Origin of the sequence: Streptomyces phaeochromogenes, from assembly GCF_001418655.1 — a bacterium.
Lineage (GTDB): Bacteria > Actinomycetota > Actinomycetes > Streptomycetales > Streptomycetaceae > Streptomyces > Streptomyces phaeochromogenes.
The window spans coordinates 1-25,488 of sequence record NZ_LIQZ01000014.1; the positions used below are offsets into that span (position 1 = coordinate 1).

Here is a 25,488-nt window from a genome sequence, read left to right on the forward strand (position 1 = left end):
GCCCTTCACCCCCGCATCGGCCTCCGCAACCGCCCGAAGCGCAACAGAAACCCCATCCGGAGTCCACCCCCGCATCTGCTGCCGAACCCGATCGATCTTCCAAGGCGGCATCCCCAGCTCCCGAGCAAGATCCGCAGGCCGCCCCCCACGAGCCGACGACAGCTTCCCGATGGCCCGCACGCCCTGCGCCAACGCACTAGTGATCAACACAGGCGCGACCCCGGTCGACAGAGACCACCGCAGAGCCTCCAACGCCTCCGCCGCCCGCCCCTCGACCGCCCGATCCGCCACGGTGAAGCTGGAAGCCTCGGCCCGACCCGTGTAGTACCGCCCGACGACGGCCTCGTCGATCGTCCCCTCGATGTCCGAGACAAGCTGCGTCACGGCGGACGCCAGCTCCCGCAGATCGCTCCCGATGGAGTCGACAAGCGCCTGGCAGGCCTCAGGCGTGGCGGACCGCCCCAGCGCCCGGAACTCGCTCCGCACGAAGGCCAGCCGATCCGCCGGCTTCGTCATCTTGGGGCAGGCGACCTCCCGCGCACCCACCTTGCGCGCGGCATCGAGCAGCCCCTTGCCCTTGGCCGCCCCCGCGTGCAACAGCACGAGCGTGATCTCCTCGGCGGGGGCGCCCAGATACGCCTTCACGTCCTTGATCGTGTCGGCCGACAGATCCTGGGCGTTGCGCACCACGACGACCTTGCGCTCCGCGAAGAGCGACGGACTGGTCAGCTCGGCGAGTGTGCCCGGCTGCAACTGGTCCGACGTGAGGTCCCGTACATCCGTGTCCGCGTCGGCGGCCCGCGCGGCGACCACCACCTCCCGCACAGCGCGGTCGAGCAGGAGGTCCTCCTGCCCGACGGCGATCGTGACGGGGGCGAGCGGGTTGTCCTGTGCAGAGTTCCTGGCCATCGCGCCCAAGCATCCCACGCACCACTGACAACGGACTCCGCCCGCGAGGTGGACGGCCCGCTATGGGGTGGACCGTGGGGTGGGCGCCCGCCATCGGGTGGACCGTCAGCCGAAGGGCGACCCGGCGCCAGTGGAAGGCAGGCAGCTGCAGGGCGAGCCGTCGGCCGCGCTGAGGCCCGCCGCCCGCACGGAAGCCCGCCTGCCCGCCAAGGGCCTAGGGCCTAGGGCCAAGCCCACGGTCATGCGGCGGCCGAACTGGTCCTCACCCGCGACCGCGGCCTACGGCTCCTCGCGCCACCCGTCCCACTCCCCCGCGAACGCGTCCAGCTCCCCCGCATCGAGCCGCCCGTCCGAGTCCCGCAGGACCAGCAGCCACTGCGCGTCCTCGGCGTCGTCCTCGCCAGCCAGGGCGTCCCGTACGAGCTGCGGCTCCTCGTCGAGTGCGAACCGCTCCCCGAGCGCCTCCGCCGCCTCGTGCGCGGCATCGCGGTCGGGCAGGACCAGTACATGTCTCACATCGCTCACCCGGCCATTTTCCGGTACGCGGACAACACTCCGCGCCGAGGGCGACCTCCCAACAAAACACCAGGTCAGACACGCCGGCCGAGGCAGACCCGCAGACCGGGCGGCCCCATCAGACCCGTCAGCCCTTGGGCACGATCTGTATGTCCAGGTCGACCGTGATGCTCGGGCCGACCACGGCGATCCCCCGGGCGAGCATCGTCTGCCAGCTCACCGTGAAGTCGTCGCGGCGCAGTTCCGTGCTGGCCCGGCAGGCCGCCCGCACCTCGCCCTCCATGCCGTTGCCGACGCCGAGATACTCCGTGTCGAGCGTGACCGTCCGCGTCACCCCGTGCAGCGACAGCGCCCCGGTGACCGCCCACCGGTTGCCACCCCGGTGCGAAAACCGGTCGCTGTAGAACTCCAGCGTCGGAAACCGGTCGACGTCCAGAAAGTCCGCGGACCTCAGATGGTCGTCCCGCATCTTCACATTGGTGTCGATGGACGACGCGTCGATCACCACATGCATGGCCGACTGCTCGGCACTCTCCGCCAGCCGTATCACCCCCGCGAACGTGTTGAACCTGCCACGCACCTTGGCCAGCCCGATGTGCCGGGCGGTGAACCCGATCGTGGAATGCGTCGGCTCGATCTCCCAGTCCCCCGGCCGGGGCAGTGCGGTCGGCCGGGCGACGTGCAGCGTCACTTCGCCGAGCGAGGCCAGCTCGTTCTCCTCCACCGTGACCTTCGTCCGGAACGGGGCGTATCCCTCGGCCGACACCGCGAGCCGGTACTCGCCCGCCGGCACCGTCACCGTGAACGACCCGAACGGATCCAGCCCCCCGCCGACCACTTTTCGCCCCGCCGTGTCCATGACCACGAACTCGGCATGCGACACCGGCTGGTTGACCGGATCCAGCACCCGGCAGGTGAGCACTCCGGCCCCGGCCGGCATCGGCACCGCGGCGACACGATCCACCCGTTGCGTTCGATTCGAACGCTTCCCCAGCCAGCTGCCGACCATGTGCGACCCACCCTCGCGCGAGACGAACGTTGTGAAATCACCGTTGCGGAGGAGGTATTCGACCACTGATGCGACTTTCGAGGCAACAGACGACCACATCGCAGGAATCCAGCACATGTGCTGGGACTACGCACGAGTAGCCCGAATTGGCAGTTCTGTTAATGCCTTTCCCTCGGAATTAGCCTTTCCTGACAACCGGGACGCGTTCCAGCTCGATCCCGAACCGCTCCCGATATGCCGCCAACACCTCCTCGTCCGTGGCCAGTTCGGAGCCTTCCTTCCCGCCGTCGGGGTTCGTGACCGTGAGAGTGCGTCCGCTGAGCGTGACGCGCCCGCCGTCCTCGGTGAGCCGCGAGCAGACGAGCGACTGTGTGAAGTGCGAGGCCGGCGAGGTGCTGTGCCACCAGGCTCCGGCCACGCAGTCCCCGAGCACCCGCGGCCGGGTCTCCAGCCGGTACTGCGACCTGCCGTCCCGCACGACGTCCAGGTCCCCGAACCGCCTGTCGTTCCCTCGCACTCCCGCCGGATCCGCCCCGGCCACGATCACCCGGAACGCGCCACCCGGATCCGCCTGCTCGCCCCGCTCCCCAAAAGCCAGCGGATAGTGGCTGTTCGCCCCGAATCCGACGTCGACGAGCCAGTCGCCCCCGTCCACCGTCCGCACCCGCAGCGCGAGATGGTCGAACGGAATCCCCAGTCGCTCCTCCTCCCCGTACACACGCGCCGCGAGAAATGTCACATCGAATCCCAGCGCCCCGAGCAACATCCCGAACGCCCCGTTCAGTTCGTAACAGAAACCGCCCCTCCGGGAACCCACCACTTTGTCCAGCAGCCGCTCCTCCTCCAGCGCGATCTCCTCGCCGAGATGGATCGAAAGGTTCTCGAACGGCACGGTCAGCAGGTGGCGCAACTGGAGCTCACGCAGTACGTCGGCGGTGGGCCAGGCGGGGTGGGCGGCGCCGATACGGCGGAGGTAGGCATCAGCCTGTGCGGGTTTCATGCCCTCAGTCTCCCGCCACCAGCAGGCGCTCACCCCCTCCTGCCACGGCGACCGCCCCGTCCTCGTCCGTACGCAGCACCTCCGCACCCCCGGCCCGAAGCGCCGCCACCGTGCTCGGTGCCGGGTGCCCGTACGGGTTGTCGGCGCCGCAGGAGATCAGGGCGAGGCGCGGCGACACCCGGCGTATGAGGTCAGGATCCTGATAGGCCGACCCGTGATGGGCGACCTTGAGCACGTCCACGCTCCCCAGACCGGCGCCCGCCGGGGACCGCAGCAGTGCCTGTTGTGCCGGCGGTTCGAGGTCTCCGAGCATCAGCAGCGTCAGCCCCGCCGACCGTACGAGCAGGGTGACGCTCGCGTCGTTCGGCCCCTCGGGTCCCGGGGCTCGCTCCGGCGGCGGCCACAGGACCTGCCAGTCCAGCGCACCCGTGCGACGCCGCTCCCCCGCCACCGCCCGCGTCACCGGGATTTGCCGGGCCGCCGCCTGCCGGTGGACGGACTCCGCCTGGTCCAGCGGCTCTTCGAAGCCCGTCGTCTCGATCGCGCCCACCGATCTCCCGCGCAGCACGCCCGGCAACCCGGCTACGTGGTCCGCGTGGAAGTGGGTCAGTACGACGAGCGGGATCCGTGTGATGCCGAGCGCGCGCAGGCACCGGTCGGCCAGCGTCGGGTCCGGTCCCGCGTCGACCACGACACCGGCCCCGTCGCCCGCCGCGAGCACCGTCGCGTCGCCCTGTCCCACGTCACACATCGCGAACCGCCAGCCGGGCGGCGGCCAGCCCGTGATCACCCGGGTGAGAGGAGGCGGCTGCACCATCACCAGCAGAAGCAGCACTCCACAGGCCGCGCTGAGCCAGGGGTGTCTCAGGAGTCTGCGGCCGACCAGCACCACAACGGCGATCACCAGGGCGAGCAGCAGCGCGCCCGTCCAACTGCCCGGCCAGTCCACTCCTCCGCCCGGCAGCGCGGCCCCCGCACGTGCGATGTCAGCGATCCACCCGGCGGGCCAACTCGCGCACCACGCCAGCGCCTTGGCGATGGGCATCGCCCAGGGAGCCGTGGCCAGGGTCGCGAAGCCCAGCACCGTCGCCGGCGCGACCGCGAACTCCACCAGCAGATTGCACGGCACCGCCACCAGGCTCACCCGGGCCGAGAGAACTGCGACCACCGGAGCGCACACCGCCTGCGCGGCCCCCGCAGCCGCCAACGCCTCGGCCAACCGCGGTGGCACCCCACGCCTCCGCAGCGCGGAACTCCACCGCGGGGCCAGCATGAGCAGGGCGCCGGTGGCGAGCACGGACAGCAGGAACCCATAACTCCGCGCGAGCCAGGGGTCGTACAGCACCAGCAGCAAGACCGCCGTGGCCAGCGCCGGGATCAGTGATCGGCGGCGGCCGGTCGCGATGGCCAGCAGCGCGATCGAGCCGCAGGCCGCGGCACGCAGCACACTCGGGTCCGGCCGGCACACGATGACGAAGCCGAGCGTGAGCGCCCCGCCGGCCAGGGCGGTCGCCCGCAGCGGGATGCCGAGCCGCGGTGCCAGCCCTCGGCGCTCCGCCTGCTGGGCACGACCGGGTGGCCCGATGAGCAGGGCGAGCAGGATCGTGAAGTTGGCGCCGCTCACCGCCAGGATGTGTGTGAGGTCCGTCGCCTTGAACGCCTCGTCCAGCTCCGGCGTGACCCGTGAGGTGTCCCCCACCACCAGGCCCGGCAACAGCGCCCGTGCGTCCGGCTCCAGCCCGTCGGTCGCCGCCCGCAGCCCGCCTCGCAGCTCTCCGGCGAACCGCTGCGTGTCCGACGGCTGCCCGACCACCCGCGGCGGGCCGCTGCCGCGCACGCGCAGCACCGCCGCGATCCGGTCACTGTCTCCGAGCGGAGGCACGACCCGTGCCGTCACACGCACCCTCGTGGAGGGCAGAAGCGAGAGCCAGGGCGAGCCCTGCCGCTCACGGGCCACCCGCGCGCCCGCGTCCACGATCAGCAGCACCGGCGTTCGCGTTTCCGCCACCGTCCCGTCCGGCTTCTCGACCCGTCTGACCTCGGCGTTGAGCAGGACGGCGGTCGGAGCCGCGTGATTGCCCTTGATCCGTGGACGCGTCAGCCGTGGATCCGAGGTGACCTCCGCCTCTGCGGTTACCTGGGCGTACTGCCGCGCCAGCTCCGGGACGGGGCCACGCCGCAGGTCCGCGCCGTGCAGACCGCCCGAGGCAGCCGCCCCCGCGACACAGAGCAACACAGCGGCGACGGAGATCTTCGACCACGAAGGCCATCGACCTCGCCGCGAACCACCTTGCGGCACACCGCCTCGCCCAGGCTCCGGCTCCGGCCGATGATGCGACCTCGGCTCACCGCTCGCGCGGCTTCGGCTGGTGGCCAACAGCCCACCGGCCACGACCACGCAGACGATCACCACACCGGCAACCCACCCCGGTGGCGCGTCCAGCGCCAACGCCGCCGTCGCCCACGCCGCCAGTGCCGGCGGCACCAACCGCAGATCCGTCGGCGCCTCTTGGCGGGGATGGGCTGCACCGAGCGGGTTGCCGGACGTGGCGTGCACGCCCGGGCGGCGGTCGTCGAATCGCAGAGCGCCGTTCGCCACGCCGGGCGCCGCGGAGGCCTGCCTCGCTCCCGGCCCCGCCGGACCGTGCGTCTCCGGGCCCCTCATGGCCGTACGAGATTCTGCAGATCGGCGAAACGGCGGTCGCCGATTCCGTTCACCTCGCGGAGTTCGTCGACCGAACGGAAGCCGCCGTGCTGGGTGCGGTAGTCGATGATGTGCTGGGCGAGTACGGGGCCGACACCGGGCAAGGTGTCCAGCTGTTCCAGCGTGGCCGTGTTGAGGCCGACCGGAGCGGCGGCAGCCCCCGCGGCGGCTCCGCCGGAGCCCACGGCACCAGGACCGCCCGCCGCACCGGGCCCGGCGACAGCCTGAGGCCCTCCGACCACCACCTGCTCACCGTCCACGAGCAACCGCGCCCGGTTGAGTCCCTCGGTGTCCGTACCTGGACGCACCCCGCCGGCCGCCCGGAGGGCATCGGTGACCCGGGAACCGGCCGGCAACCGCTGGATACCGGGCTCCCGCACCTTGCCACTGACGTCCACCACGACCACGGCACCAGCACCGGCACCGCCAGCACCTGCCGTACCGGCCACACTCACGGGATCCCGTGCGGCGGCGGACGATCCGGCCGCCGCCTCCTGCCCGCCCTCGCTCTCTCCCCCGTACGAACCGACGGCCCGCACCACTTCAGGTGCCCGTACCGGCTGAGTCCGCCCCGACCAGAAGTGCTGCGCGGCGAAGACAGCGGCGACCACGAGGACCACGGTGAGCGCGACCACACTCCTCCGCTCCAGCCCGCACCTGGACTGCAGCCACAAGGGCATCCGCTCCCGGACGGCAAGCCCGGTCCGCTCCCGCCACACGGCCCCGGCTCGGGCCCCGGCACCAGCTCCGACTCCAACGCCAGCGCCAGCGCCAGCGCCAGTTCCAACGCCGCCCTCAACGCCAGTTCCAACATCGGTCTCAAGATCGGTCTCAACAGCGGCGACCACACCGCGACCGCCACGACTCCACCCCTCCGGCCCCGACACCACCGGCGGACCATGCCGCAACTCCCCGCGCACTCTCGTCCGTTCGCCGAAGAGTGTCTCCGCGCGCAGGCGCAACGCCTCCGCGGAGGCTTCTCGGCGCCGGGACCTGCCGCGATAGCGGTGACGGTGGCGGTTGTTGTGGTCGTGATGTCGGCGGTGGCTGTGCCGCGTTCGGCTGTCGGAGACCGGGCCCCGGCCCGGCCCGCTCGTTGCTGTCGCTGTCCGTGAAGGTGATCGAAGTGCCATGCGACGAGAATCGGGCACAACCGCCGACCCGCGATGATCTTGCTCAATTCCCGGGGATTACCGCCCAGTTGTGGATAACTCCGTCACCCACACGAGCCAGTCCGACCTCATCGAACCCAGGAGAGCCGACTTCACCGAACCGAGGAGAGCCGACCTCACCGAGGCGAAACGACCGCCCCCAGCAGCCCGGGCCCGGTGTGCGCCCCGATCACCGCCCCGACCTCGCTCACATGCAGATCGGCCAGCCCCGGCACCCGAACCCGCAACCGCTCCGCGAGCGCCGCCGCCCGCTCAGGCGCGGCGAGATGGTGGACCGCGATGTCGACCTGCGCGCTGCCCGCCCGCTCGGCCACGATCTCCTCCAGGCGGGCGATCGCCTTGCCCGCGGTCCGCACCTTCTCCAGGAGCTCGATGCGCCCGCCGTCCAGTTGCAGCAGCGGTTTCACGGCCAGCGCCGACCCGAGCAGCGCCTGCGCCGCCCCGATCCGGCCGCCCCGCCGCAGATAGTCGAGGGTGTCCACGTAGAAGTACGCGTACGTACCCGCGGCCCGTTTCTCCGCCGCGGTGACCGCCTCGTCGACCGTGCCGCCCGCCTCGGCGGACTCGGCGGCGGCCAGCGCGCAGAAGCCGAGGGCCATGGCGACCATCCCGGTGTCCACCACCCGCACGGGCACCGGCGCCTCGCGCGCGGCGAGGACAGCGGCGTCGTACGTGCCCGAGAACTCCGCGGACAGGTGCAGCGAGACGATGCCGGTCGCGCCGGACTCGGCGACCCTGCGGTAGGTCTCGGCGAACACCTCGGGGCTGGGCCTGGAGGTGGTGACGGACCGTCGTTTCTGCAGCGCCTGGGCGAGTGAACGGGCCGAGATCTCGGTGCCCTCTTCGAGTGCCTGGTCACCGAGGACCACGGTCAGGGGCACCGCGGTGATGCCGTGGCGCTCCATCGTCCGTGGCGGCAGGTAGGCCGTTGAATCGGTGACGATCGCGACATGGCGGGACATGAGCTGGAGGTTACCTGTCAGTCAGCGTGGGCGGCAGTCCGCCCCCTCCCACCTGCGGTCGGGCAGGCGGGATCAAGTCGTGCTCTCGGGGCGGGGCTTCTTCTCCCAAGGGTAGGCCTGTCGCTGCACGGGCGGGTCGATCGCGGCCCGGGTGGGCTCCTCGGCCCTGCGCGACTCGGGGCTCTCCGGCCAGGTCTGCTGATCGGCCGGGACGGGCGGCGCCGCGGGCCACGAGGCCGGGGGCGGCGTCTGTCCCGCGGCCGGCTCCGGCGTCCGCGCGGACGCCGCACCAGGCACGCCTGCGGGCGGGCCGGGCATCCCTGCCGAGGAACCAGGCGCCCCTGCGGACGGACCGGACGCCCCCGCGGAGGACGGATCCGATGACGTCCCCGTGGAAGCCGGCTCCGTCGTCCAGTGCCGCAGCGCGCCCGCCTCCATGTCGATCTGAGTGCTCAGCGAGTCCAGGTCCTCGTTCCCGAAGCGCTGGGCACGGTCGCGGGCCGCCCAGCGCAGGGCGTCCGCGGACTTCGTTATCTGCTCCGTGCGCTCCCTCAGCGAGGGAAGACGCTCGGTGAGACGGTTCCTGTCCGGCTCGCGCTCCAGTCGCTTCAGCTCGCCGTCCAGCTCGTGGCCATGGGCGCTGAGCCGCTCGAAGAGCGCCAGGGACTCCTTCAGCGACTCGTCCTCCGTCACGCCCGCGTGCAGCGCGTCCTGGGTGGCACGCATCGACGTACGCAAGGAGAGGCGCAGTTGAGCGATCTCGCCCTGGGGGCCCGGCTGGGCGAAGGTCTTCGCCCTGAGCGTGGAGTCCTCCACCGTGCGGCGGGCCTGGGCGACGGTGCGGTCCACTCCGCGCTTGGCCGCGCCGACCACCTTCACCGTGGCATACGCCCCCAGCGCGACGAACAGCACGAAGATCAGCGCCACGATTGCGACCACGGCTTCCATGACGATCCTCTCGGGTGCTGCTTCCCGTGCCCGGCAATGCCGGCCGGCTCTTCCACGGTAAACGGAAAAGGCAGGCCGAGGGTTCCAGCGGAACCCCCAACCTGCCCGTAGGGGACTACCCCGACAAGGGGGAACCACCCCCGGCCTACCCCCGGCCCGCTCGGGCCTCCGTCCACGCGGGAGCTACACGGGCGCTACACGGGAGCTACGCGGGAACGATGTTCACCAGCTTCGGCGCCCGCACGATCACCTTGCGGATGCCCGCCCCGTCCAGCGCGGCGACCACCTTCTCGTCGCTCAGCGCGACCTTCTCCAGCTCCTCGTCCGAGATCGACGGGGAGACCTCCAGACGCGCCTTGACCTTGCCCTTGATCTGCACGACGCAGGTCACGGTCTCGTCCACGACGTACGCCGGGTCGGCGACCGGGAAGTCCCGGTGGACGACGGAGTCGGTGTGGCCCAGCTTGCGCCACAGCTCCTCGGCGATGTGCGGGGCCAGCGGCGCGACCAGCAGCACCAGCGACTCGGCGACCGTGCGCGAGACCGGGCCGCCCACCTTGGTCAGGTGGTTGTTCAGCTCGGTGACCTTGGCGATGGCGGTGTTGAAGCGCATGCCCTCCAGGTCCTGGCGCACTCCGTCGATGGCCTTGTGCAGGGCGCGCAGCGCCTGCTCGTCCGGCTCGGTGTCGACGACGGTGACCTGACCGGTGGCCTCGTCGACGACGTTGCGCCACAGCCGCTGCAGCAGCCGGAACTGGCCCACCACCGCGCGCGTGTCCCACGGCCGCGACACGTCCAGGGGGCCCATCGCCATCTCGTACAGACGCAGCGTGTCCGCCCCGTACTCGGCGCAGATCTCGTCCGGAGTGACCGCGTTCTTCAGGGACTTGCCCATCTTGCCCAGCAGCCGGGAGACCTTCTCGCCCTGGTAGTAGTACGCGCCGTCGCGCTCCTCCACCTCGGCGGCCGGTACGGCGATGCCACGGCTGTCGCGGTACACGTAGGCCTGGATCATGCCCTGGTTGAACAGCTTGTGGAACGGCTCGACCGAGGAGACGTGCCCCAGGTCGAACAGCACCTTGGACCAGAAGCGTGCGTACAGCAGGTGCAGTACGGCGTGCTCGGCGCCGCCGACGTACAGGTCGACGCCGCCGTGCGGCTGGCCCTCGCGCGGGCCCATCCAGTACTGCTCGATCTCCGGGTCGACCAGCTTCTCGGAGTTGTGCGGGTCCAGGTAGCGCAGCTCGTACCAGCAGGAACCGGCCCAGTTGGGCATGGTGTTGGTCTCGCGGCGGTACTTGCGCGGGCCGCGGCCGTCGCCCAGGTCCAGCGTGACGTCGACCCAGTCCTCGTTGCGGGACAGCGGCGTCTCCGGGGACGTGTTCGCGTCGTCCGGGTCGAAGGTGCGCGGCGAGTAGTCCTCGACCTCGGGCAGTTCCAGGGGCAGCATCGACTCGGGCAGCGGGTGGGCGATGCCGTCCTCGTCGTAGACGATCGGGAAGGGCTCGCCCCAGTAGCGCTGGCGGCTGAACAGCCAGTCGCGCAGCCGGAAGTTGACGGTGCCGTGGCCGATGCCCTTGCGCTCCATCCACTCCGTGATGCGCGCCTTTGCGTCGGCGACGCCCATGCCGTCCAGCGAGATGTCGTCGTTGGCGGAGTTGATGATCTTCGCGTCGTACGCCCCGAAGGCGTTCTCCCACGTCGACGTGTCGGTGCCGCGCCCGTCGGTCGGCTCGACGATGCAGTGGATCGGCAGCTCGAAGGCGCGCGCAAACTCGAAGTCGCGCTGGTCGCCCGCCGGTACGGCCATGATCGCGCCCGTGCCGTAGCCCATCAGGACGTAGTCGGCGATGAAGACGGGGATCTGCTCGCCGTTGACCGGGTTGGTCGCGTACGCGCCGATGAAGACGCCGGTCTTGTCCTTGGCCTCGGCCTGCCGCTCCACGTCGGACTTGGAGGCGGCCTGCGCGCGGTAGGCGGCGACGGCCTCGGCGGGGGTGGCGTGCCCGCCCGTCCAGACGTCGTGGGTGCCCTCGGGCCAGGTGGCCGGGGTGAACTTCTCGACCAGCGGGTGTTCGGGCGCCAGGACCATGTAGCTGGCGCCGAACAGGGTGTCCGGGCGGGTGGTGAAGACCGTGATGGCCTCGCCGTCCACGGGGAAGTCGACGCGGGCGCCCTCGGAGCGGCCGATCCAGTTGCGCTGCTGCAGCTTGATGGCCTCGGGCCAGTCCAGTGCGTCCAGGTCGTCCAGCAGGCGGTCCGCGTAGGCGGTGATGCGCATGTTCCACTGGCGCAGCTTGGCCTTGAAGACGGGGAAGTTGCCGCGCTCGGAGCGGCCGTCGGCGGTGACCTCCTCGTTGGCCAGGACGGTGCCCAGCCCGGGACACCAGTTGACGGGCGCGTCGGAGGCGTACGCCAGGCGGTACTCGCTCAGGATGTCGGCGCGCTCGACATCGGTCAGCTCGCTCCAGGAACGGCCACCGGGTACGGCGCGCTCACCGGTCTGGAACTGGGCGACCAGGTCGGCGATCGGACGGGCCTTGTCCGCCTCGTCGTCGTACCAGGAGTTGAAGATCTGCAGGAAGATCCACTGGGTCCACTTGTAGTAGTCCGGGTCGATCGTCGCGAACGACCGGCGCCTGTCGTGGCCCAGGCCCAGCCGGCGCAGCTGGATCTTCATGTTCTCGATGTTGGCCTCGGTGGACACGCGCGGGTGCGTGCCGGTCTGCACCGCGTACTGCTCGGCGGGCAGGCCGAAGGCGTCGAAGCCCAGGGTGTGCAGGACGTTGTGGCCGGTCATGCGCTGATACCGGGCGAATACATCGGTGGCGATGTAGCCCAAGGGGTGACCGACGTGCAGGCCCGCACCGGAGGGGTACGGGAACATGTCCATGATGAACTTCTTGGGCTTGGCGACCAGCGAGGGGTCTCCGGCCAGGTCACCCTTCGGGTTGGGCGCCTCGTACGTGCCGTCGGCGTCCCAGAAGTCCTGCCAGCGTGCCTCGATCTGCTCGGCCATGGCGGCCGTGTAGCGGTGCGGCGCGGCCACCTCGGAAGCGGCAGCGTTGTTCGTCTCGCTCATGATCCTCAAAGCTCCATCGATCGTCTCTGCCAGCGGCTCAGGAAATGAAAAAACCCCTCGCACAGGAGGGGGCGCCGCGCCGATGCCGGTCGCGGTTTTCCGGCGACCGGGATTGATCAGCGCGGCTCACTAAGCAGAAGGCGTACGGCACGCATGGCGTCAGGGTACCGCAGCGGCCGAGCGGACCGCGACGCGCTTTCGGCTACGCTGCGGCACTGCGTGTCACGCCCGCACCAGGTCGACAGAAGCTGAACAAAAGTCAAAAGTTACTTCGCGTAAGGGCCTCTAAGGGACATCACAACTCCCTCGCAGCCCTTTGATAACAGCGCAATAACTCAAACCTCGTACCCCTCGGTATGGCTCGACCTAGAGTGCGGCAGCGGGACCGCTTTCCCGAACTGTTCGGAGTTGCCCCCATGAACTCTCGCCGCAACAACAGCACGCTCACCCAGCCGAGCCGATCGGTCCGGGGCGGAGTGACGGCTGCCGCTTTGCTGCTGATACCCCTCGTCGTCGTGGTCGGAGGTGACGCATTCCGCGACTTCCTCAACTTCGGCGCGGGTGTGCTGTCGCTCGTGTCCCTCACCCTCTCGGTGCTCTGGGGGCTCGTCGCGACCGACCGGGTCTTCCTCAACACGCGCCAGAGGCTGATAGCCCAGGCCGTGCACAGGAGCACGGCGGTGGGCTCGGTCGGCTTCCTGCTGCTGCACGTCTCGGTCAAGCTCGCACTCGACCACACGTCGGCGATCGCGGTCGTGATCCCCTTCGGCCTAGGCGTGTCCGGCTCCAACGCGCTCATCGGCTTCGGCACCCTGGCCGGCCTCCTGATGGTCCTCACGGCCCTCACCGGCGCCCTGCGCAGTGCCTTCTCGTCCACCGTGCAGGTCGCCGGCCGCTGGCGCGCGGTGCACATGCTGGCCTACCCCGCCTGGTGCTCGGCCCTGATCCACGGCCTCTTCGCCGGGCGCGAGGCGAAGCCCGTCTTCGTGATCCTCTACAGCCTGGCCCTGGTCGCCGTCATGGGCGCACTGCTCCTGCGGTCGGCGCCCCTGTCGTTCAAGCGGAAGGTCGCCAGGCGCGTCCTGTCCCTGCTCGACGGCGGCAACCGGTCCTACCGCGAAGAGCCCGGGGCACGCCGTGCCGCCGACTCCTCGCTGCCCGGCGGTGGCGGCCGTCCAGGCTTCCCGGACATGGCGGTTCCCTCGCAACGGACGTCGTCCCCGTCCGGGTCGTACGAGTCCCCGCAGCGCTCCGCCCTCCAGGACTCGGCGTCCTTCACGGACACCGGATCCCTCACGGACACCGGCGGCTTCGCGGCCGCCTACCGGGCCGTCAACACCCCGCGCGCGCAGGACCCGATGCAGGTACCGATGGACATGCAGGCCACGGAGGCGATGCCGCGCGTCGACGGCAACACCGGGCCCCGCTGGCCGGCCCCGTCCCCGCCGCTCTACGAGGCCCCGCCGCGCCCCGCCGGAACACCGACGTACGACACCGGGACGATCCCCACATACGACGCGAACGCCATGTACGACACCGGCGCCGTCCCCGCGTACGGCACAAGTGATGTGTACGACACCGGTGAGACGAACGACCCCCTCGGTACGTACAACCCGAACGACACGTACAACAGCGGTCCCGCCACTGAAACGCTGCCCGGTTCCTACGAGGCACCAAGCAACGGCGAACCCTGGAACGCGCCTTCCGGAGGCTTTTAGTGAACGAGGCCCTTCCCGACGTCCCCGAAGTCCGAGTGGTGGGCCTTCCCCAGCTCACCTCCGGTTTCGATCTCGTCGAGAGACTCGACCTGCCCATGCACCTGAAGGTGCACGGGCCGCTCGAGCCGATGGGCGGTGAGCAGCTCGCGCAGCTCTCCGAGCGCATCAATCTGAAGGGCCGTGGTGGCGCGGGCTTCCCGTTCCACAAGAAGCTGCGGTCGGTCGCCGAGGCGGCGATCCGCCGCGGTGTGCGTCCGGTGGTCGTCGTCAACGGAAGCGAGGACGAGCCCGCCTGCCGCAAGGACACGGTGATGATCAACCGTGCCCCGCACCTGATCCTGGACGGCGCCCTGCTGGTCGCCGAGGCGCTGGGCGCACGCACCCTGGTCGTCGGTGTGACCCGCGAGTCCACGCAGCGGTCGATGGAGGCGGCGCTCTCCGAGCGCGGGCTGACCAACCGGCGCGGAGCGACCATCCGCGCGCGCGTGCAGCGCAATCCGGTCCGCATGGTGACCGGAGCGGCGGCCTCGCTCGTCCGCTCCATCGACGGCGGTCCCGCGATCCCGCCGGGCCGCAAGACCAGCGCCTCGCAGAACGGTGTCGGCGGCGCGCCGACCCTGCTGTCGAACGCCGAGACGTTCGCCCAGCTGGCGATCGCCGCGCGCATCGGCGCCGAGCGCTACGGCAACACCGGTCTGTACGACGAGCCCGGCACGGTCATGCTCACCGTCTCAGGAGCGGTCGCCCGCCCGATGGTGATCGAGGCCCCCACGGGCGTACCCCTGCGGTACATCCTGCAACTGGCCGGCGCCCCGCCGATGCCGCAGGGCGTGCTGACCGGCGGGTACCACGGCAAGTGGCTGGACTCGGCGACGGTCAACGAGGCGATCGTCTCGCGCAACTCCCTGGACGCGGTGGGCGGTGCGCTCGGCGCGGGCGCGATCCTGCCGATCAGCACGGCGACCTGCCCGCTGGGCGAGTCGCTGCGGGTGGCGCAGTGGCTGGCGGAGGAGAGCGCGGGACAGTGCGGTCCCTGCTACCTCGGGCTGCCCGCCGCGGCGCGCGGCATGGAGGACATCCTCAACGGCGGCGGCCCCGCCGCCCTGGAGGCGCTCAAGCAGGTCGCCAACGCCGTGAAGCGGCGCGGCGCTTGCTCGCACCCGGACGGCTCCGCGATGTTCCTGGAGTCGACCATCAAGGCGTTCACCGACGACCTGGCCGCGCATGTCCTCGGCAACGGCTGCGGACGGCCCGTGGAGGGCGTTCTGCCGCTCTTCGAGGGTGGCCAGCAGCCCACCGGCATCCCGGGCGGCCAGGCGGAGCCGGAGCAGGGCCCCAGCCGCCAGAAGATCTACGTCGACTGGACGCTGTGCCGCGGACACGGTCTGTGCGCGGACATCCTCCCGGAGGTCTTCCAGCTGGGCGCCGACGGCTTCCCGACCGTCGCGCAGGCGGGGGTGCCCCGGTACGCGGAGGCGAAGGCGCTGCGTGCCGTACGCCGCTGCCCGGCGCTCGCGCTGCGCCTTGAGGAGGACACCCGCGGAGCGGCTCCCCGCCAGAACCTCCCCGCCGTACGCGAGGGCGGTGGCGGCGGACGCCGAGCCCTGGGCCGCGGACGCTGACCCACCGGCGGCCCGGGAGACCGGGCCGCCGAACCGCACAACAAGAGACCCAAGCAACGCAACAGAGACGCAAGCAAGAGACACAAGAGCGGACCAATGCAAAAGGCGGGCCATCCTTTTCGGATGACCCGCCTTCAACTGCTGTGGAGCTAAGGAGATTTGAACTCCTGACCCCCTGCATGCCATGCAGGTGCTCTACCAACTGAGCTATAGCCCCTCGCGGTGTTCCACCGGACTTCCCCGGCGGCGACGCCAACATTACCGGTCCCCCCGGTGCACCACCAAATCGTTTCCCGGACGAACGGACAAGCCGGACAAGAGGGATGGCGCGTCGGATAGCGCCCGCCTTCGTGACCGTGATCGCGCCCCCTGTTCCCGCTCGTCCTCCACGCGCGCGTGGAGGACGTCTGGCGGGCCGTCTCGGCGGCCCTCACGGGCTTCCTGGGGTCTCGGGTCACCGTGCCCCCGGAAGCGCGCGGGAGGCGCGCCTGAGCCGTCGTCGCGTGCGCGACGTGGCGAGACCCCGGCCGGCGTCAGGCAGTGGCGAAGGAATAGAACCGTTTGAGCGTGCAGTGCTCGTCGAGGAGTCGGCCGTAGATCGGCTCGCCCTCCAGCTCGCGGTACGTCTCGATCGGGTCGCCTTTTATGATCAGCGCCCGGGCGCACTCCTCGCACCAGTACTGGTAGTCGTGGTTGACCGGCTCCATGTCGCGCACGATGGGCGTACCACTGCCGCACCAATCGCACTTGCGCCTGTGTGCACCCATCGTTCAGCTCCAGCTGTGGCCGCAGGCCGTGCACACGTAGGAAATTCCGCCGCTGTCACCGAAAAGCAGGGCGACATGGGCCGAACCGCAGGAAGGGCAGTCGAGGCGAGTGATCCGATCCCGTATCACCTCGGATCCGGGAAGGTCGCCGACCTCCCCGAGGATGCTCGCAGGCATCGCCACTCCCTCCCGTCGGGCCGCCCCTTCCGGCCGTTTGATTCTGCCACGGCCGGGCCAATACGGTCAGCGACGCCTTCGTACCAGTCCGGACACGGCACCCGTCGCGGCGGTCGCGGCCAGCGCGAACATGCAGACGAGAAGCGCGTCCGAAGAGGTATACGCCCCCGGGGCCCCAAGTGACTCAAGCCGATTCAAGAAGAGTGTGCCGAACATCGCGACACCGATCAGCTGACCGAGCTGGGTGACCGTGGCGAGCAGGCCGCTGGCGTCCGCCGCGTCCTCGGGGCGCACGGTGGCGAGCGCCCGCGTGAGAGTGGGACTGAAGCCGAGCGCGAGCCCGGTACCGACGCCGGCGAAGGCGACGTACAGCCAGAAGCCGGCCCCGTGGCCGTCCCGCAGCGCCAGGCCCACGCCCGCGACGGAGACCGCGGCGAGCGCGAACCCGGCCGGGATCAGGGCGCGTTGCCAAGACGCGGGCCACCCGCGCCAGGTCAGCCCGACCAGCCCGAAGACCACCGCGGTCGGCGCGAAGGTGAGTCCCGCGCGCAGCGCGCTGAAGCCGAGGCCGCCCTGGACGTGCAGGGTGAGCGCGAAGAGGAAGCCTCCGTTGACCGCCATCACGGCCATGATCCGGAAGACCGCGAGCCCCATGCCGGGGTGGCGCAGCACCCTGGGCGCGATCAGCGGGGTGCCGCCGCGCCGGGCGAGCCGGGACTCGTAAGCGCAGAACAGGGCGAAGGTGACCGCGGCGGTCGTGAGCGACAGCCAGGACCACAGGGGCCAGTCCTTCTCCTGCCCGAGCACCAGCGGCACCGTGAGCAGCGACACGGCCGCGCCCAGGAGCACCAGGCCCGGCAGGTCGAGCCGGTGCGCGCGCTCCGGGGCGCGTGCGTCGTCGCGCGGCAGGACACGTGCGCCGAGCGCCAGCAGTACGAGGCCCACGGGCACGTTCACCAGGAACACCGGGCGCCAGCCCGTGCCGAACAGGTCCGCGCTGACCAGGATCCCGCCGACCACCTGCCCGGCCGCGGCGCCGGTCGCGAGGACCGCCGCGTAGAGGCCGAGGGCCCTTCCCCGGGCCTCACCGGTGAAGTTCCGCTGGATGAGGCTGAGGACCTGCGGGATCATCACGGCCGAGCCGGCTCCCTGGATCAGCCGGAAGGCGATCAACTCGCCCGTGCCCTGGGCGAGTCCGCAGGCGAGCGAGGCCGCCGTGAACAGCGCGAGGCCGGCCAGATAGACGCGGCGGTGGCCGAGCAGGTCGCCCAGGCGGGCGCCGGTGATCAGCAGGACGGAGTACGTGATGGCGTATCCGGCGACCACCAGCTGCAATTCGGCGCCGGAGGCGTGGAGTTCGGCGCCGATGGTGGGGACCGCGACATTGACGATGAAGACGTCGAGGAGCGCCATGAACTGGGCGGCGAGGACGATCGCGAGCAGGCGTCCGGGGCGATTGTCAGTGCCGGGAGTTTTACTTGGGGCAGGCATTGGTCCGCGGCCGGATCCTGGTACGGAGTCCGGGCCCGCGGGGGTTGTCGTCGTCATGGCATCGAGCGTGGGGGCGGGCGGGTACGGGTGTGGAGAGCCCGTCGATGCTGGTACTGACAGCACCTGGCAGGGGCTGGGCCCGAGGTCGACGATGGGGGACGTGACGACGATGACCACGACACAGCGGCGTCGGCCGGAGCTGGCCGCCTTCCTGCGGAGCAGGCGGGCGCGGGTGACACCGGCCGACGTGGGGATGCCGCCGGGTCTGCGCCGCCGCACGCCCGGGCTGCGGCGCGAGGAGGTGGCGCAGCTGTCGGGGGTCGGCGTCACCTGGTACACGTGGCTGGAGCAGGGCCGGCCGATCAACGCGTCACCGCAGGTGCTGGACGCAGTGGCGCGCACACTGCGGCTCGACCTGCCGGAGCGCGAGCACCTGTACGACCTTGCGGAGGTGCCGTACACGCACGGCGCCGAGTCGACCGCGCTGGCCATAGGTCCCGAGGTCCAGGAGATCGTCGACGCCCTCGACCCGAGCCCGGCGGTGGTCTACAACGCCCGGTACGACATCCTCGCGACCAACCCGGCCTACCGGGACGTGTTCTTCGTGCCGGAGACGCGCCCGTCCGGCGGTGGCGTCCGCAACGCGCTGTGGACGCTGTTCACGGCCTCCGAGGAGGACTGCCCGCTGGTGTTCCGGGAGAGCGAGCTGCCGGTGATGGTGGCGACGCTGCGGGCCGCGTACGGAAGACATGTGGGCGAGCCCGTGTGGGAGGACTTCATACGCAGGCTGTCGGAGGTCAGCGGACACTTCGCCCGGCTGTGGCGGAACGGGGACGTGGCGCCGCCGGGACCGCGCGTGAAGACGTTCCGGCACGTGGCGGTGGGCGAGTTGCGGATGACGTCGGTGTCGTTGTCGGTCGACGGGATGCCGGAGTGCCGGGTCGTGGTCTACCGGCCGGCCGACGAGGAGACGAGCGCGCGGGCCGCGCGGCTGAGGGAGATCCGGCGGCAGCGGAGAGCACGAAAAATCCCGCCCCCTGACGGGAACGGGATCATCGATCTGCGGTGCTGATCTGTGGAGCTAAGGAGAATTGAACTCCTGACCTCCTGCATGCCATGCAGGCGCTCTACCAACTGAGCTATAGCCCCTTGCGGTGTCCGACCCCGGCTTCCCGGCGGCGGAACAAGAAGAACTTTAGCCTGCGACCAGCCGGAAAGTGAAATCCGGTCCCGCGGGGCATCGGAGGCCGGACGGAAGGCCCGCCGACGTGCCCTGCGAGTGCCCCGCGACGGCCGGCGCCGGACGTCAGGAGCACCTCGAAGGAGCGGGCTCGCACCGGACGTCACGAGCACCACGGAGGAGGGGCCCGGCCGGAAGCCCGGAAGGCTTCCAGCGAGCGCCTAGTCGTCGTCTCCCAGTACCGGCTCCGGCAGGGTTCCCGCGTTGTGCTCCAGCAGTCGCCAGCCGCGGGCGCCCTCGCCGAGGACGGACCAGCAGCAGTTGGAGAGGCCGCCGAGGCTCTCCCAGTGCTGGGACTCCAGGCCGAGGAGGCGGCCGATGGTGGTGCGGATCGTGCCGCCGTGGCTGACGACCACGAGCGTGCCGTCGTCCGGGAGCTTGTCGGCGTGCCGGAGGACCACGGGGGCCGCGCGGTCGGCGACCTCGGTCTCCAGTTCACCGCCGCCCCGGCGCACCGGCTCGCCGCGCTTCCACGCCGCGTACTGGTCGCCGAACCGCTCGATGATCTCCTCGTGCGACAGTCCCTGCCAGACGCCCGCGTAGGTCTCGCGCAGGCCCTCGTCGTGGGTGATGTCGAGGCCGGTGAGCTCGGACAGCTCGGCGGCCGTGTTCGCGGCCCGCTTCAGGTCCGAGGCGACGATCGCGTCGGGCTTCAGGGACGCGAGCAGCCGGGCGGCGCGGCGGGCCTGGCCCACGCCGGTCTCGGTCAGCTCGACGTCCGTCGTGCCCTGGAAGCGGCGCTCCACGTTCCACAACGTCTGGCCGTGGCGCCACAGGATGACGCGGCGCCCACGGCCCGCCTTCTTCCCGGCCTCGGACAACGGCCTGCCGTCCGCCGCCGGACGCTCCGCCCCGGCGGTCACCGAAGCTCTCCGCGCAGCTCGGCGGCGTCCTCCGCGTCCCGGAGCTCGGCGTGCTCGGCGCCCTTGCCGCGGGTGGCCTTCGCGTCCGCGGGCAGGTCCAGCTCGGGGCAGTCCTTCCAGAGCCGCTCCAGGGCGTAGAACACCCGCTCCTCGCTGTGCTGGACGTGCACCACGATGTCCACGTAGTCGAGCAGGATCCAGCGGGCGTCGCGGTCGCCCTCGCGGCGCACCGGCTTAGTGCCGAGCTCCTTGTTCAGCCGCTCCTCGATCTCGTCGACGATCGACTTGACCTGGCGGTCGTTGGGCGCGGAGGCCAGCAGGAAGGCGTCCGTGATCGACAGCACGTCGCTGACGTCGTACGCGATGATGTCGTGCGCGAGCTTGTCTGCGGCCGCCTGCGCGGCGGTGGTGATGAGCTCGAGAGAGCGGTCAGTGGCGGTCACTACAAGGCTTTCCGTAGACGGTCAGGAGTCCCCGAGGGGCTGGGGCCTGTGCGGCGGATCATGCCGGAGACGCGGGGTCTGGCACGCGCGTCCGCGCTTGCCGGACGCCCTCGCACGCCTCCGGCCTGCTCCGCCGGGCAGGCCCTGCCCCAAGGGTCTCACGGACCGCCGACAGCACCCCACGCGATTAACCGATCACGCGGCGGCGCTCAGGGGCTTCCCGGCCCGCACCCGGACTCGCCCAGTACCTGTACGGGTGCGGGCCCGGTGCCTGTACGGAGTGCCTGGCCCCGGTGCCTGTACCGGGTGGCCGCGCCGAGCGCCTGCACCAAGTGCCCGGCCCGCCGCGAGGCCCGGGCACCCCGAGGGCGCCGCCCGTCACCCGCGCGTCACCCGCCCGACGAACCCGCCGAGCCGCCCACCTTGTAGTCCTGGCCCAGTACGACCGACACGTCCGCGTTCGACGTGGTCCTGCCCTTCTTCACCGAACTCGTCGGCAGGCCCAGCGTCTTGGCGACCTCCACCGCGTCCGCCTTCTTCGCGGCGTCGGCGTATGTGATCCGGGACACGGCCTGGGCGACGTCGGTCCGGCCGCCGTCGACGAAGGTGTAGCCGCCGTTCAGCAGGACGACCCGGGCCTGTTCGGTGGCGTCCTCGTCGCCCGTCGAGTTGCGGATGCCGACCTGGACGGCCGCGCCCTTCTCGGGGCTCTTCGCGGCACCGCCGAGCACGTCCTTGACCACGCTGTCGCTGGCCTGCGCGCTGAGCCTGCCGTCCGTCTGGACCGGCAGCAGGGCCGTCTTGTAGTCGCCGTCCTTGGCGCGGTCGGCGAGCTTGGCCAGGAACGCGCCCAGGTCCTTGTCGCTCAGCGAGGGATCGAGGATCTGCGCCAGCGACTGCACGGTGGTCGTCGCGGCCTGCGGGTCCGAGGACAGCTTGCGCAGCACTCCCTGCATGACCTGGCCGAACCGCTCCAGCTGCGTGTTCTGCGACTCCCCCGAGGCGCGGTACGTGGCGTACGCGACGGCCATCTTGCCGCTCAGCGTCTGCTGCTCGCCCTTCTTGACGAGGGGTGCCTCGCCCTTCTTCTTCGCGTCCGGGTCCGGCACGTCCGCGTTGGTGTCGATGTCGATGTTGCCGACGAGTTCGACGAGGTTGTTGAGGTACGGGGTGTCGAGGCGCCAGGTGCCCTCGACGTCGGTCCCGAGCACGGTGTCGATCTCGTCGCGCGTCCCGGAGGACCCGTCGTCGTCGACCGACTTGGCGAGCGTGGTCGTGGTGCCGTTGTCGTCCGTCAGGGCAAGGGAGTTGGGCAGCAGGACGGTGGTGCCCTGCTTGGTGGTGGTGTTGTTGACGAGCAGCGCCGTCGCCGTGCCGCCGCCCTTGGTGTTGTGCAGGTGGACGATGATCACGTCGCGGTTCTGGGCGCCGCCGGCGGTGGTCGTCCCGGATGCCGCCTCGGAGGACGTTCCCGGCAGGCTGCCGTCGTACCAGAGGTAGCCGACCCCGCCGACCGCGACCAGCGCGAGCACCACGACCAGGGCGACGACACGGCCGCGCGCCCGGCGCTTGGCCTCCTCGCGCCGCTCGGTGCGGTTCTCGGTGAACTTCAGCCAGTCGATGACGTCTTCGGACTCCTCGGGCTGCTCCTCCACGAAGGCGAACTGCTCGGTCCGGTAGTCGCGTTCGCCCTGTTGCTGCCCGTCGCCCTGGCGCCCGTCTCCATGCCGCCCGTCCTCAGGCGGCTCGTGGGACTCCGGGGACTCCGTGGGGCGCGCCTGCTGCGGGATGTAGGCGGTCTGCTCCGCGACATGGGCGTGGGCCTGCTGCTGACCGGTGTCATAGGGCGCCACAGGTTGCTGCTGACCGGTGTCATACGACACCACGGGCGACGCCTGCTGCCCCTGCTGGCCCGTCGCGTACGGGTCGTACCCGTACCCCTGCCCGTATCCCTGACCCTGGTGGTCCTGGTGGCCTTGCTGCCCCTGGTACGCCTGCTGTCCCTGGTGGCCTTGCCCGTACCCCTGCGCCTGCCCCCCGTAGGGGTCGTACGAGCCGTACTCCTGCTGGGCCTGAGGGGCCCCCGGAGTGTGGGGAGTCTGGGAAGGTGACGGCACCTGCCGGTACACAGGCTGCCCGAACTCGTCGTAGCCGACGAGCTCGTACTGGTCGCCCCCGTACCCAGCGTCGTATCGGTCGTTCACCGGTGCCCCTCTCGGCTCACTCGCCGCGGTACAGCTCTCGCTTGTCGATGTAGCGCACCACACCGTCCGGCACCAGATACCAGACCGGGTCGCCCTTCGCGACCCTCGCACGGCAGTCTGTGGACGAGATGGCGAGCGCGGGGACCTCGACGAGCGAGACACCGCCCTCGGGCAGACCGGTGTCGGTCAGTATGTGGCCGGGCCGGGTGACCCCGATGAAGTGCGCGAGGGAGAACAGCTCTTCGGCGTCGCGCCAGGTGAGGATCTGGCCGAGCGCGTCCGCGCCGGTGATGAAGAAGAGGTCCGCGTCGGGGTTCAGCACCCGGAGGTCGCGCAGGGTGTCCGTGGTGTAGGTCGGGCCGCCGCGGTCGATGTCGATGCGGCTCACGGAGAACTGCGGGTTCTCGGCGGTCGCGATGACCGTCATCAGATAGCGGTCCTCGGCCGGGGAGACCTTGCGGTCGGTCTTCTGCCACGGCTGTCCGGTCGGCACGAACACCACCTCGTCGAGGTGGAACTGCGCGGCGACCTCACTGGCCGCCACAAGGTGCCCGTGGTGGATCGGGTCAAACGTTCCGCCCATGACGCCGAGGCGGCGCTTTCCCGGATTCGACGGGCCGTTTCCCGGGCCGCGCCGTGCGCTCCGCGCCGTGCCGCCCGCCGGACCGGTAGGCATGTCCTGCTCTCCCATGCGTGCAGACCCTACCGGCCCCGACGACGGGTCCGGTCGCGCGGGCGTCAGCGGTCCCGGTTGAAGCGGGTGGTGATCCACAGCAGCAGCATCAGGATGAAGAAGGCCCCGCCGCCGGTCAGGTAGGGGCTGAGGCTCTCGTGGTTGCCGCCGTGCTCCTCGCCCTCGGCAGCGAATGTGACCAACTGGGCAGCGGTGCTGTGGATGCTCATCTTCGGCAGGACCTATCCGGTGTGGGCGGGATGCGGGATAAAGACTTCCGCACATCGTAAGCGGGGGCTGTCGTCGGCATCACTCCGACTCCGCCGTCAGGACTGCCCGGTCTCCGGCACCCCGAACCATCGGCCTCCGCGACGCGGGCTCCCGCCGTCCGCAAGGAGATCCTCCGGCCCGTCTCAACCGTCCGGAGCCCTCCGGGGGTCTAAGTGGTCGGGAACCTTCCGCCCGGCCTCACTCGTCCCGTTTGTAGCCGCGCAGAAGGAACCAGGCAGTCAGCACACAGCCGACGACCATCACGATCAGCACGACACGGAGGAGATTCCCCGCCCCTTGCTGCTGGGCGGCGCTCGCGGCCTCGGTGAGCCAGGGCTCGGGGAGATGCTCCATCACGTACGACTCCTTCGCTGTACTGCCCGTCCACGGTATCTCCGCCTAGGCTGGGCCCCGCCTTGGGGGCACAGAAGGCAATCAAACGCATGGGGGACCACATGCCAGAAGAAAGCCACGAGAACGTACCGAGCAGGCAGCGCCGGCGCTTCGAGGGGATCTCCTCCCGGGCGTACGAACACCCGGCGGACCGCTCGGCCCTGGTCGCCCTGCGCAAGCTCAGCGGCTTCGACACCGTTTTCAAGGCGCTCAGCGGCCTGCTCCCGGAGCGCAGTCTGAGGCTGCTGTTCCTGTCGGACTCCGTGCGCGTCTCGGACGCCCAGTTCGCGCACCTGAACGTCATGCTGCGCGACGCCTGTTACATCCTGGACCTGGAGAAGGTCCCGCCGATGTACGTCAACCAGGACCCTCAGCCGAACGCGATGTGCATCGGCCTGGACGAGCCGATCATCGTCGTCACCACCGGCCTCGTGGAGCTGCTCGACGAGGAGGAGATGCGGGCGGTCATCGGCCACGAGGTGGGCCACGCCCTGTCCGGCCACTCCGTCTACCGCACGATCCTGCTCTTCCTGACCAGCCTCGCCCTGCGGGTGGCGTGGATCCCGCTGGGCAACCTCGCGATCATGGCGATCGTGACCGCCCTGCGCGAGTGGTTCCGCAAGTCCGAGCTGTCCGCGGACCGCGCCGGTCTCCTGGTCGGTCAGGACCTGAAGGCCTCGATGCGCGGCCTGATGAAGATCGCGGGCGGCAACCACCTGCACGAGATGAACGTGGACGCGTTCCTCGCCCAGGCCGAGGAGTACGAGGCCGGGGGCGACCTCCGCGACTCGGTGCTCAAGATCCTCAACGTCATGCCCCGCTCCCACCCCTTCACCACGGTCCGGGCGGCCGAGCTGAAGAAGTGGGCCGAGTCCCGCGACTACCAGCGGATCATGGACGGCCACTACCCGCGCCGGGACGAGGACGGGGACACCTCGGTCACCGACTCCTTCCGCCAGTCGGCCTCCAGCTACGCCACGGACGTCAAGAACTCGAAGGACCCGCTGATGAAGCTGGTCAGCGACATCGCGGGCGGCGCGGGCGACCTCGGCGGCCGGGTCCGGCGCGGCTTCGGCGGCTTCGCGACCGGCGGCGGGGGCGCGAGCAGCAGCTCCCCGCAGGACCAGCCGCCCACCGACCGCCCGGACGACGAAAGCCCCAACGGAAGCAACGGCAGGCCCTGAGCCCGGGAAGCGCCCTGAGCCCGGGCTCTCCCCGGCCCCGGAAAGCCGGGACGGGCCTGAGCCCGGGCGCGCCGCAATCCCGGCCCCCCGGAAAAGCCGGAGCCACAGCCACACTGGAGCCAAAAGCCGGGCCGGAGCCAC

22 protein-coding genes and 2 tRNA genes are annotated in these 25,488 nt (G+C 70.8%); 4 read left to right on the plus strand and 20 right to left on the minus strand.

Going from position 1 to position 25,488, the window contains the following annotated elements:
• The 9 genes from holA to leuS form a co-directional block, all read right to left on the minus strand.
• A partial coding sequence (gene holA / locus AOK17_RS02350; protein WP_055610599.1) for a DNA polymerase III subunit delta occupies window positions 1-909 on the minus strand: 909 nt, incomplete at its 3' end.
• A 279-nt stretch (window positions 910-1,188) separates the two neighbouring features.
• Complete coding sequence (locus tag AOK17_RS02355; RefSeq protein WP_055610569.1) at window positions 1,189-1,434, minus strand: hypothetical protein; 246 nt, start codon at window positions 1,432-1,434, stop codon at window positions 1,189-1,191.
• A 118-nt stretch (window positions 1,435-1,552) separates the two neighbouring features.
• Window positions 1,553-2,434 (minus strand): YceI family protein, encoded by an 882-nt coding sequence (locus tag AOK17_RS02360; protein WP_079052751.1) that lies wholly within the window; start codon window positions 2,432-2,434, stop codon window positions 1,553-1,555.
• Window positions 2,435-2,612: 178 nt separating this feature from the next.
• Entirely contained in the window at window positions 2,613-3,434 is an 822-nt protein-coding gene (locus AOK17_RS02365; RefSeq protein ID WP_055610601.1) for an arylamine N-acetyltransferase family protein, read from the minus strand.
• Window positions 3,435-3,438: 4 nt separating this feature from the next.
• A complete protein-coding gene (locus tag AOK17_RS02370; protein WP_055610602.1) occupies window positions 3,439-5,991 on the minus strand; it encodes a ComEC/Rec2 family competence protein in 2,553 nt (850 codons plus the stop codon).
• 104 nt (window positions 5,992-6,095) lie between these two features.
• Window positions 6,096-7,271, minus strand: coding sequence for a ComEA family DNA-binding protein (locus AOK17_RS47955; protein WP_079052750.1), 1,176 nt, complete (start codon window positions 7,269-7,271; stop codon window positions 6,096-6,098).
• Between the two features lie 155 nt (window positions 7,272-7,426).
• Window positions 7,427-8,272 carry a DegV family protein gene (locus tag AOK17_RS02380; protein ID WP_055610571.1) on the minus strand — a complete coding sequence of 282 codons (846 nt, stop codon included), beginning with the start codon at window positions 8,270-8,272 and terminating at the stop codon, window positions 7,427-7,429.
• Window positions 8,273-8,344: 72 nt separating this feature from the next.
• On the minus strand, window positions 8,345-9,220 hold the full coding sequence (locus AOK17_RS02385) for a hypothetical protein (RefSeq protein ID WP_055610572.1): 876 nt from the start codon (window positions 9,218-9,220) through the stop codon (window positions 8,345-8,347).
• A 205-nt stretch (window positions 9,221-9,425) separates the two neighbouring features.
• Complete coding sequence (gene leuS / locus AOK17_RS02390; RefSeq protein WP_055610573.1) at window positions 9,426-12,302, minus strand: leucine--tRNA ligase; 2,877 nt, start codon at window positions 12,300-12,302, stop codon at window positions 9,426-9,428.
• A gap of 416 nt (window positions 12,303-12,718) precedes the next feature.
• Here leuS and AOK17_RS02395 point away from each other — a divergent pair, with 416 nt between their 5' ends.
• Together AOK17_RS02395 and AOK17_RS02400 are read left to right on the plus strand one after the other, a co-directional pair.
• Window positions 12,719-14,020, plus strand: a complete 1,302-nt coding sequence (locus tag AOK17_RS02395) for a ferric reductase-like transmembrane domain-containing protein (RefSeq protein WP_206190656.1) — start codon at window positions 12,719-12,721, stop codon at window positions 14,018-14,020.
• Complete coding sequence (locus AOK17_RS02400; protein ID WP_055610574.1) at window positions 14,020-15,642, plus strand: NADH-quinone oxidoreductase subunit NuoF family protein; 1,623 nt, start codon at window positions 14,020-14,022, stop codon at window positions 15,640-15,642. Before AOK17_RS02395 ends, AOK17_RS02400 begins: the two co-directional genes overlap by 1 nt.
• Before the next feature lie 144 nt (window positions 15,643-15,786).
• Here AOK17_RS02400 and AOK17_RS02405 read toward each other — a convergent pair.
• From AOK17_RS02405 to AOK17_RS02415, 4 genes are all read right to left on the minus strand, one after another.
• A tRNA-Ala gene (locus AOK17_RS02405) sits at window positions 15,787-15,859 on the minus strand.
• Between the two features lie 316 nt (window positions 15,860-16,175).
• Entirely contained in the window at window positions 16,176-16,409 is a 234-nt protein-coding gene (locus AOK17_RS02410; RefSeq protein ID WP_010986886.1) for a hypothetical protein, read from the minus strand.
• Between the two features lie 3 nt (window positions 16,410-16,412).
• Window positions 16,413-16,586: a zinc ribbon domain-containing protein gene (locus AOK17_RS54255; protein ID WP_359851566.1), complete on the minus strand. Its 174-nt coding sequence runs from the start codon at window positions 16,584-16,586 to the stop codon at window positions 16,413-16,415.
• Window positions 16,587-16,652: 66 nt separating this feature from the next.
• On the minus strand, window positions 16,653-18,077 hold the full coding sequence (locus tag AOK17_RS02415) for an MFS transporter (protein WP_245696987.1): 1,425 nt from the start codon (window positions 18,075-18,077) through the stop codon (window positions 16,653-16,655).
• A gap of 151 nt (window positions 18,078-18,228) precedes the next feature.
• Here AOK17_RS02415 and AOK17_RS02420 point away from each other — a divergent pair, with 151 nt between their 5' ends.
• Window positions 18,229-19,149 (plus strand): helix-turn-helix transcriptional regulator, encoded by a 921-nt coding sequence (locus AOK17_RS02420; RefSeq protein WP_055610575.1) that lies wholly within the window; start codon window positions 18,229-18,231, stop codon window positions 19,147-19,149.
• Window positions 19,150-19,153: 4 nt separating this feature from the next.
• Here AOK17_RS02420 and AOK17_RS02425 read toward each other — a convergent pair.
• The 7 genes from AOK17_RS02425 to AOK17_RS50620 all read right to left on the minus strand — a co-directional run bounded on the left by AOK17_RS02425 (window position 19,154) and on the right by AOK17_RS50620 (window position 24,127).
• Window positions 19,154-19,226: transfer RNA gene (locus tag AOK17_RS02425), tRNA-Ala, on the minus strand.
• A 252-nt stretch (window positions 19,227-19,478) separates the two neighbouring features.
• The gene (locus tag AOK17_RS02430; protein ID WP_055610605.1) at window positions 19,479-20,138 is read right to left on the minus strand and encodes a histidine phosphatase family protein; all 660 of its coding nucleotides are present in this window, start codon (window positions 20,136-20,138) and stop codon (window positions 19,479-19,481) included.
• A 38-nt stretch (window positions 20,139-20,176) separates the two neighbouring features.
• Window positions 20,177-20,623, minus strand: a complete 447-nt coding sequence (rsfS, locus tag AOK17_RS02435; protein WP_055610576.1) for a ribosome silencing factor — start codon at window positions 20,621-20,623, stop codon at window positions 20,177-20,179.
• Between the two features lie 389 nt (window positions 20,624-21,012).
• Window positions 21,013-22,827 carry an LCP family protein gene (locus AOK17_RS02440; protein ID WP_055610577.1) on the minus strand — a complete coding sequence of 605 codons (1,815 nt, stop codon included), beginning with the start codon at window positions 22,825-22,827 and terminating at the stop codon, window positions 21,013-21,015.
• A 16-nt stretch (window positions 22,828-22,843) separates the two neighbouring features.
• Complete coding sequence (nadD, locus tag AOK17_RS02445; protein ID WP_055610578.1) at window positions 22,844-23,518, minus strand: nicotinate-nucleotide adenylyltransferase; 675 nt, start codon at window positions 23,516-23,518, stop codon at window positions 22,844-22,846.
• A gap of 47 nt (window positions 23,519-23,565) precedes the next feature.
• Complete coding sequence (locus AOK17_RS51195) at window positions 23,566-23,730, minus strand: hypothetical protein (RefSeq protein WP_169801889.1); 165 nt, start codon at window positions 23,728-23,730, stop codon at window positions 23,566-23,568.
• A gap of 238 nt (window positions 23,731-23,968) precedes the next feature.
• Window positions 23,969-24,127 (minus strand): hypothetical protein, encoded by a 159-nt coding sequence (locus tag AOK17_RS50620; protein ID WP_157881266.1) that lies wholly within the window; start codon window positions 24,125-24,127, stop codon window positions 23,969-23,971.
• A 98-nt stretch (window positions 24,128-24,225) separates the two neighbouring features.
• Between AOK17_RS50620 and AOK17_RS02450 the strand changes: the two genes are divergently transcribed.
• Complete coding sequence (locus AOK17_RS02450) at window positions 24,226-25,347, plus strand: M48 family metallopeptidase (protein WP_425424586.1); 1,122 nt, start codon at window positions 24,226-24,228, stop codon at window positions 25,345-25,347.
• Window positions 25,348-25,488: the final 141 nt, after the last annotated feature.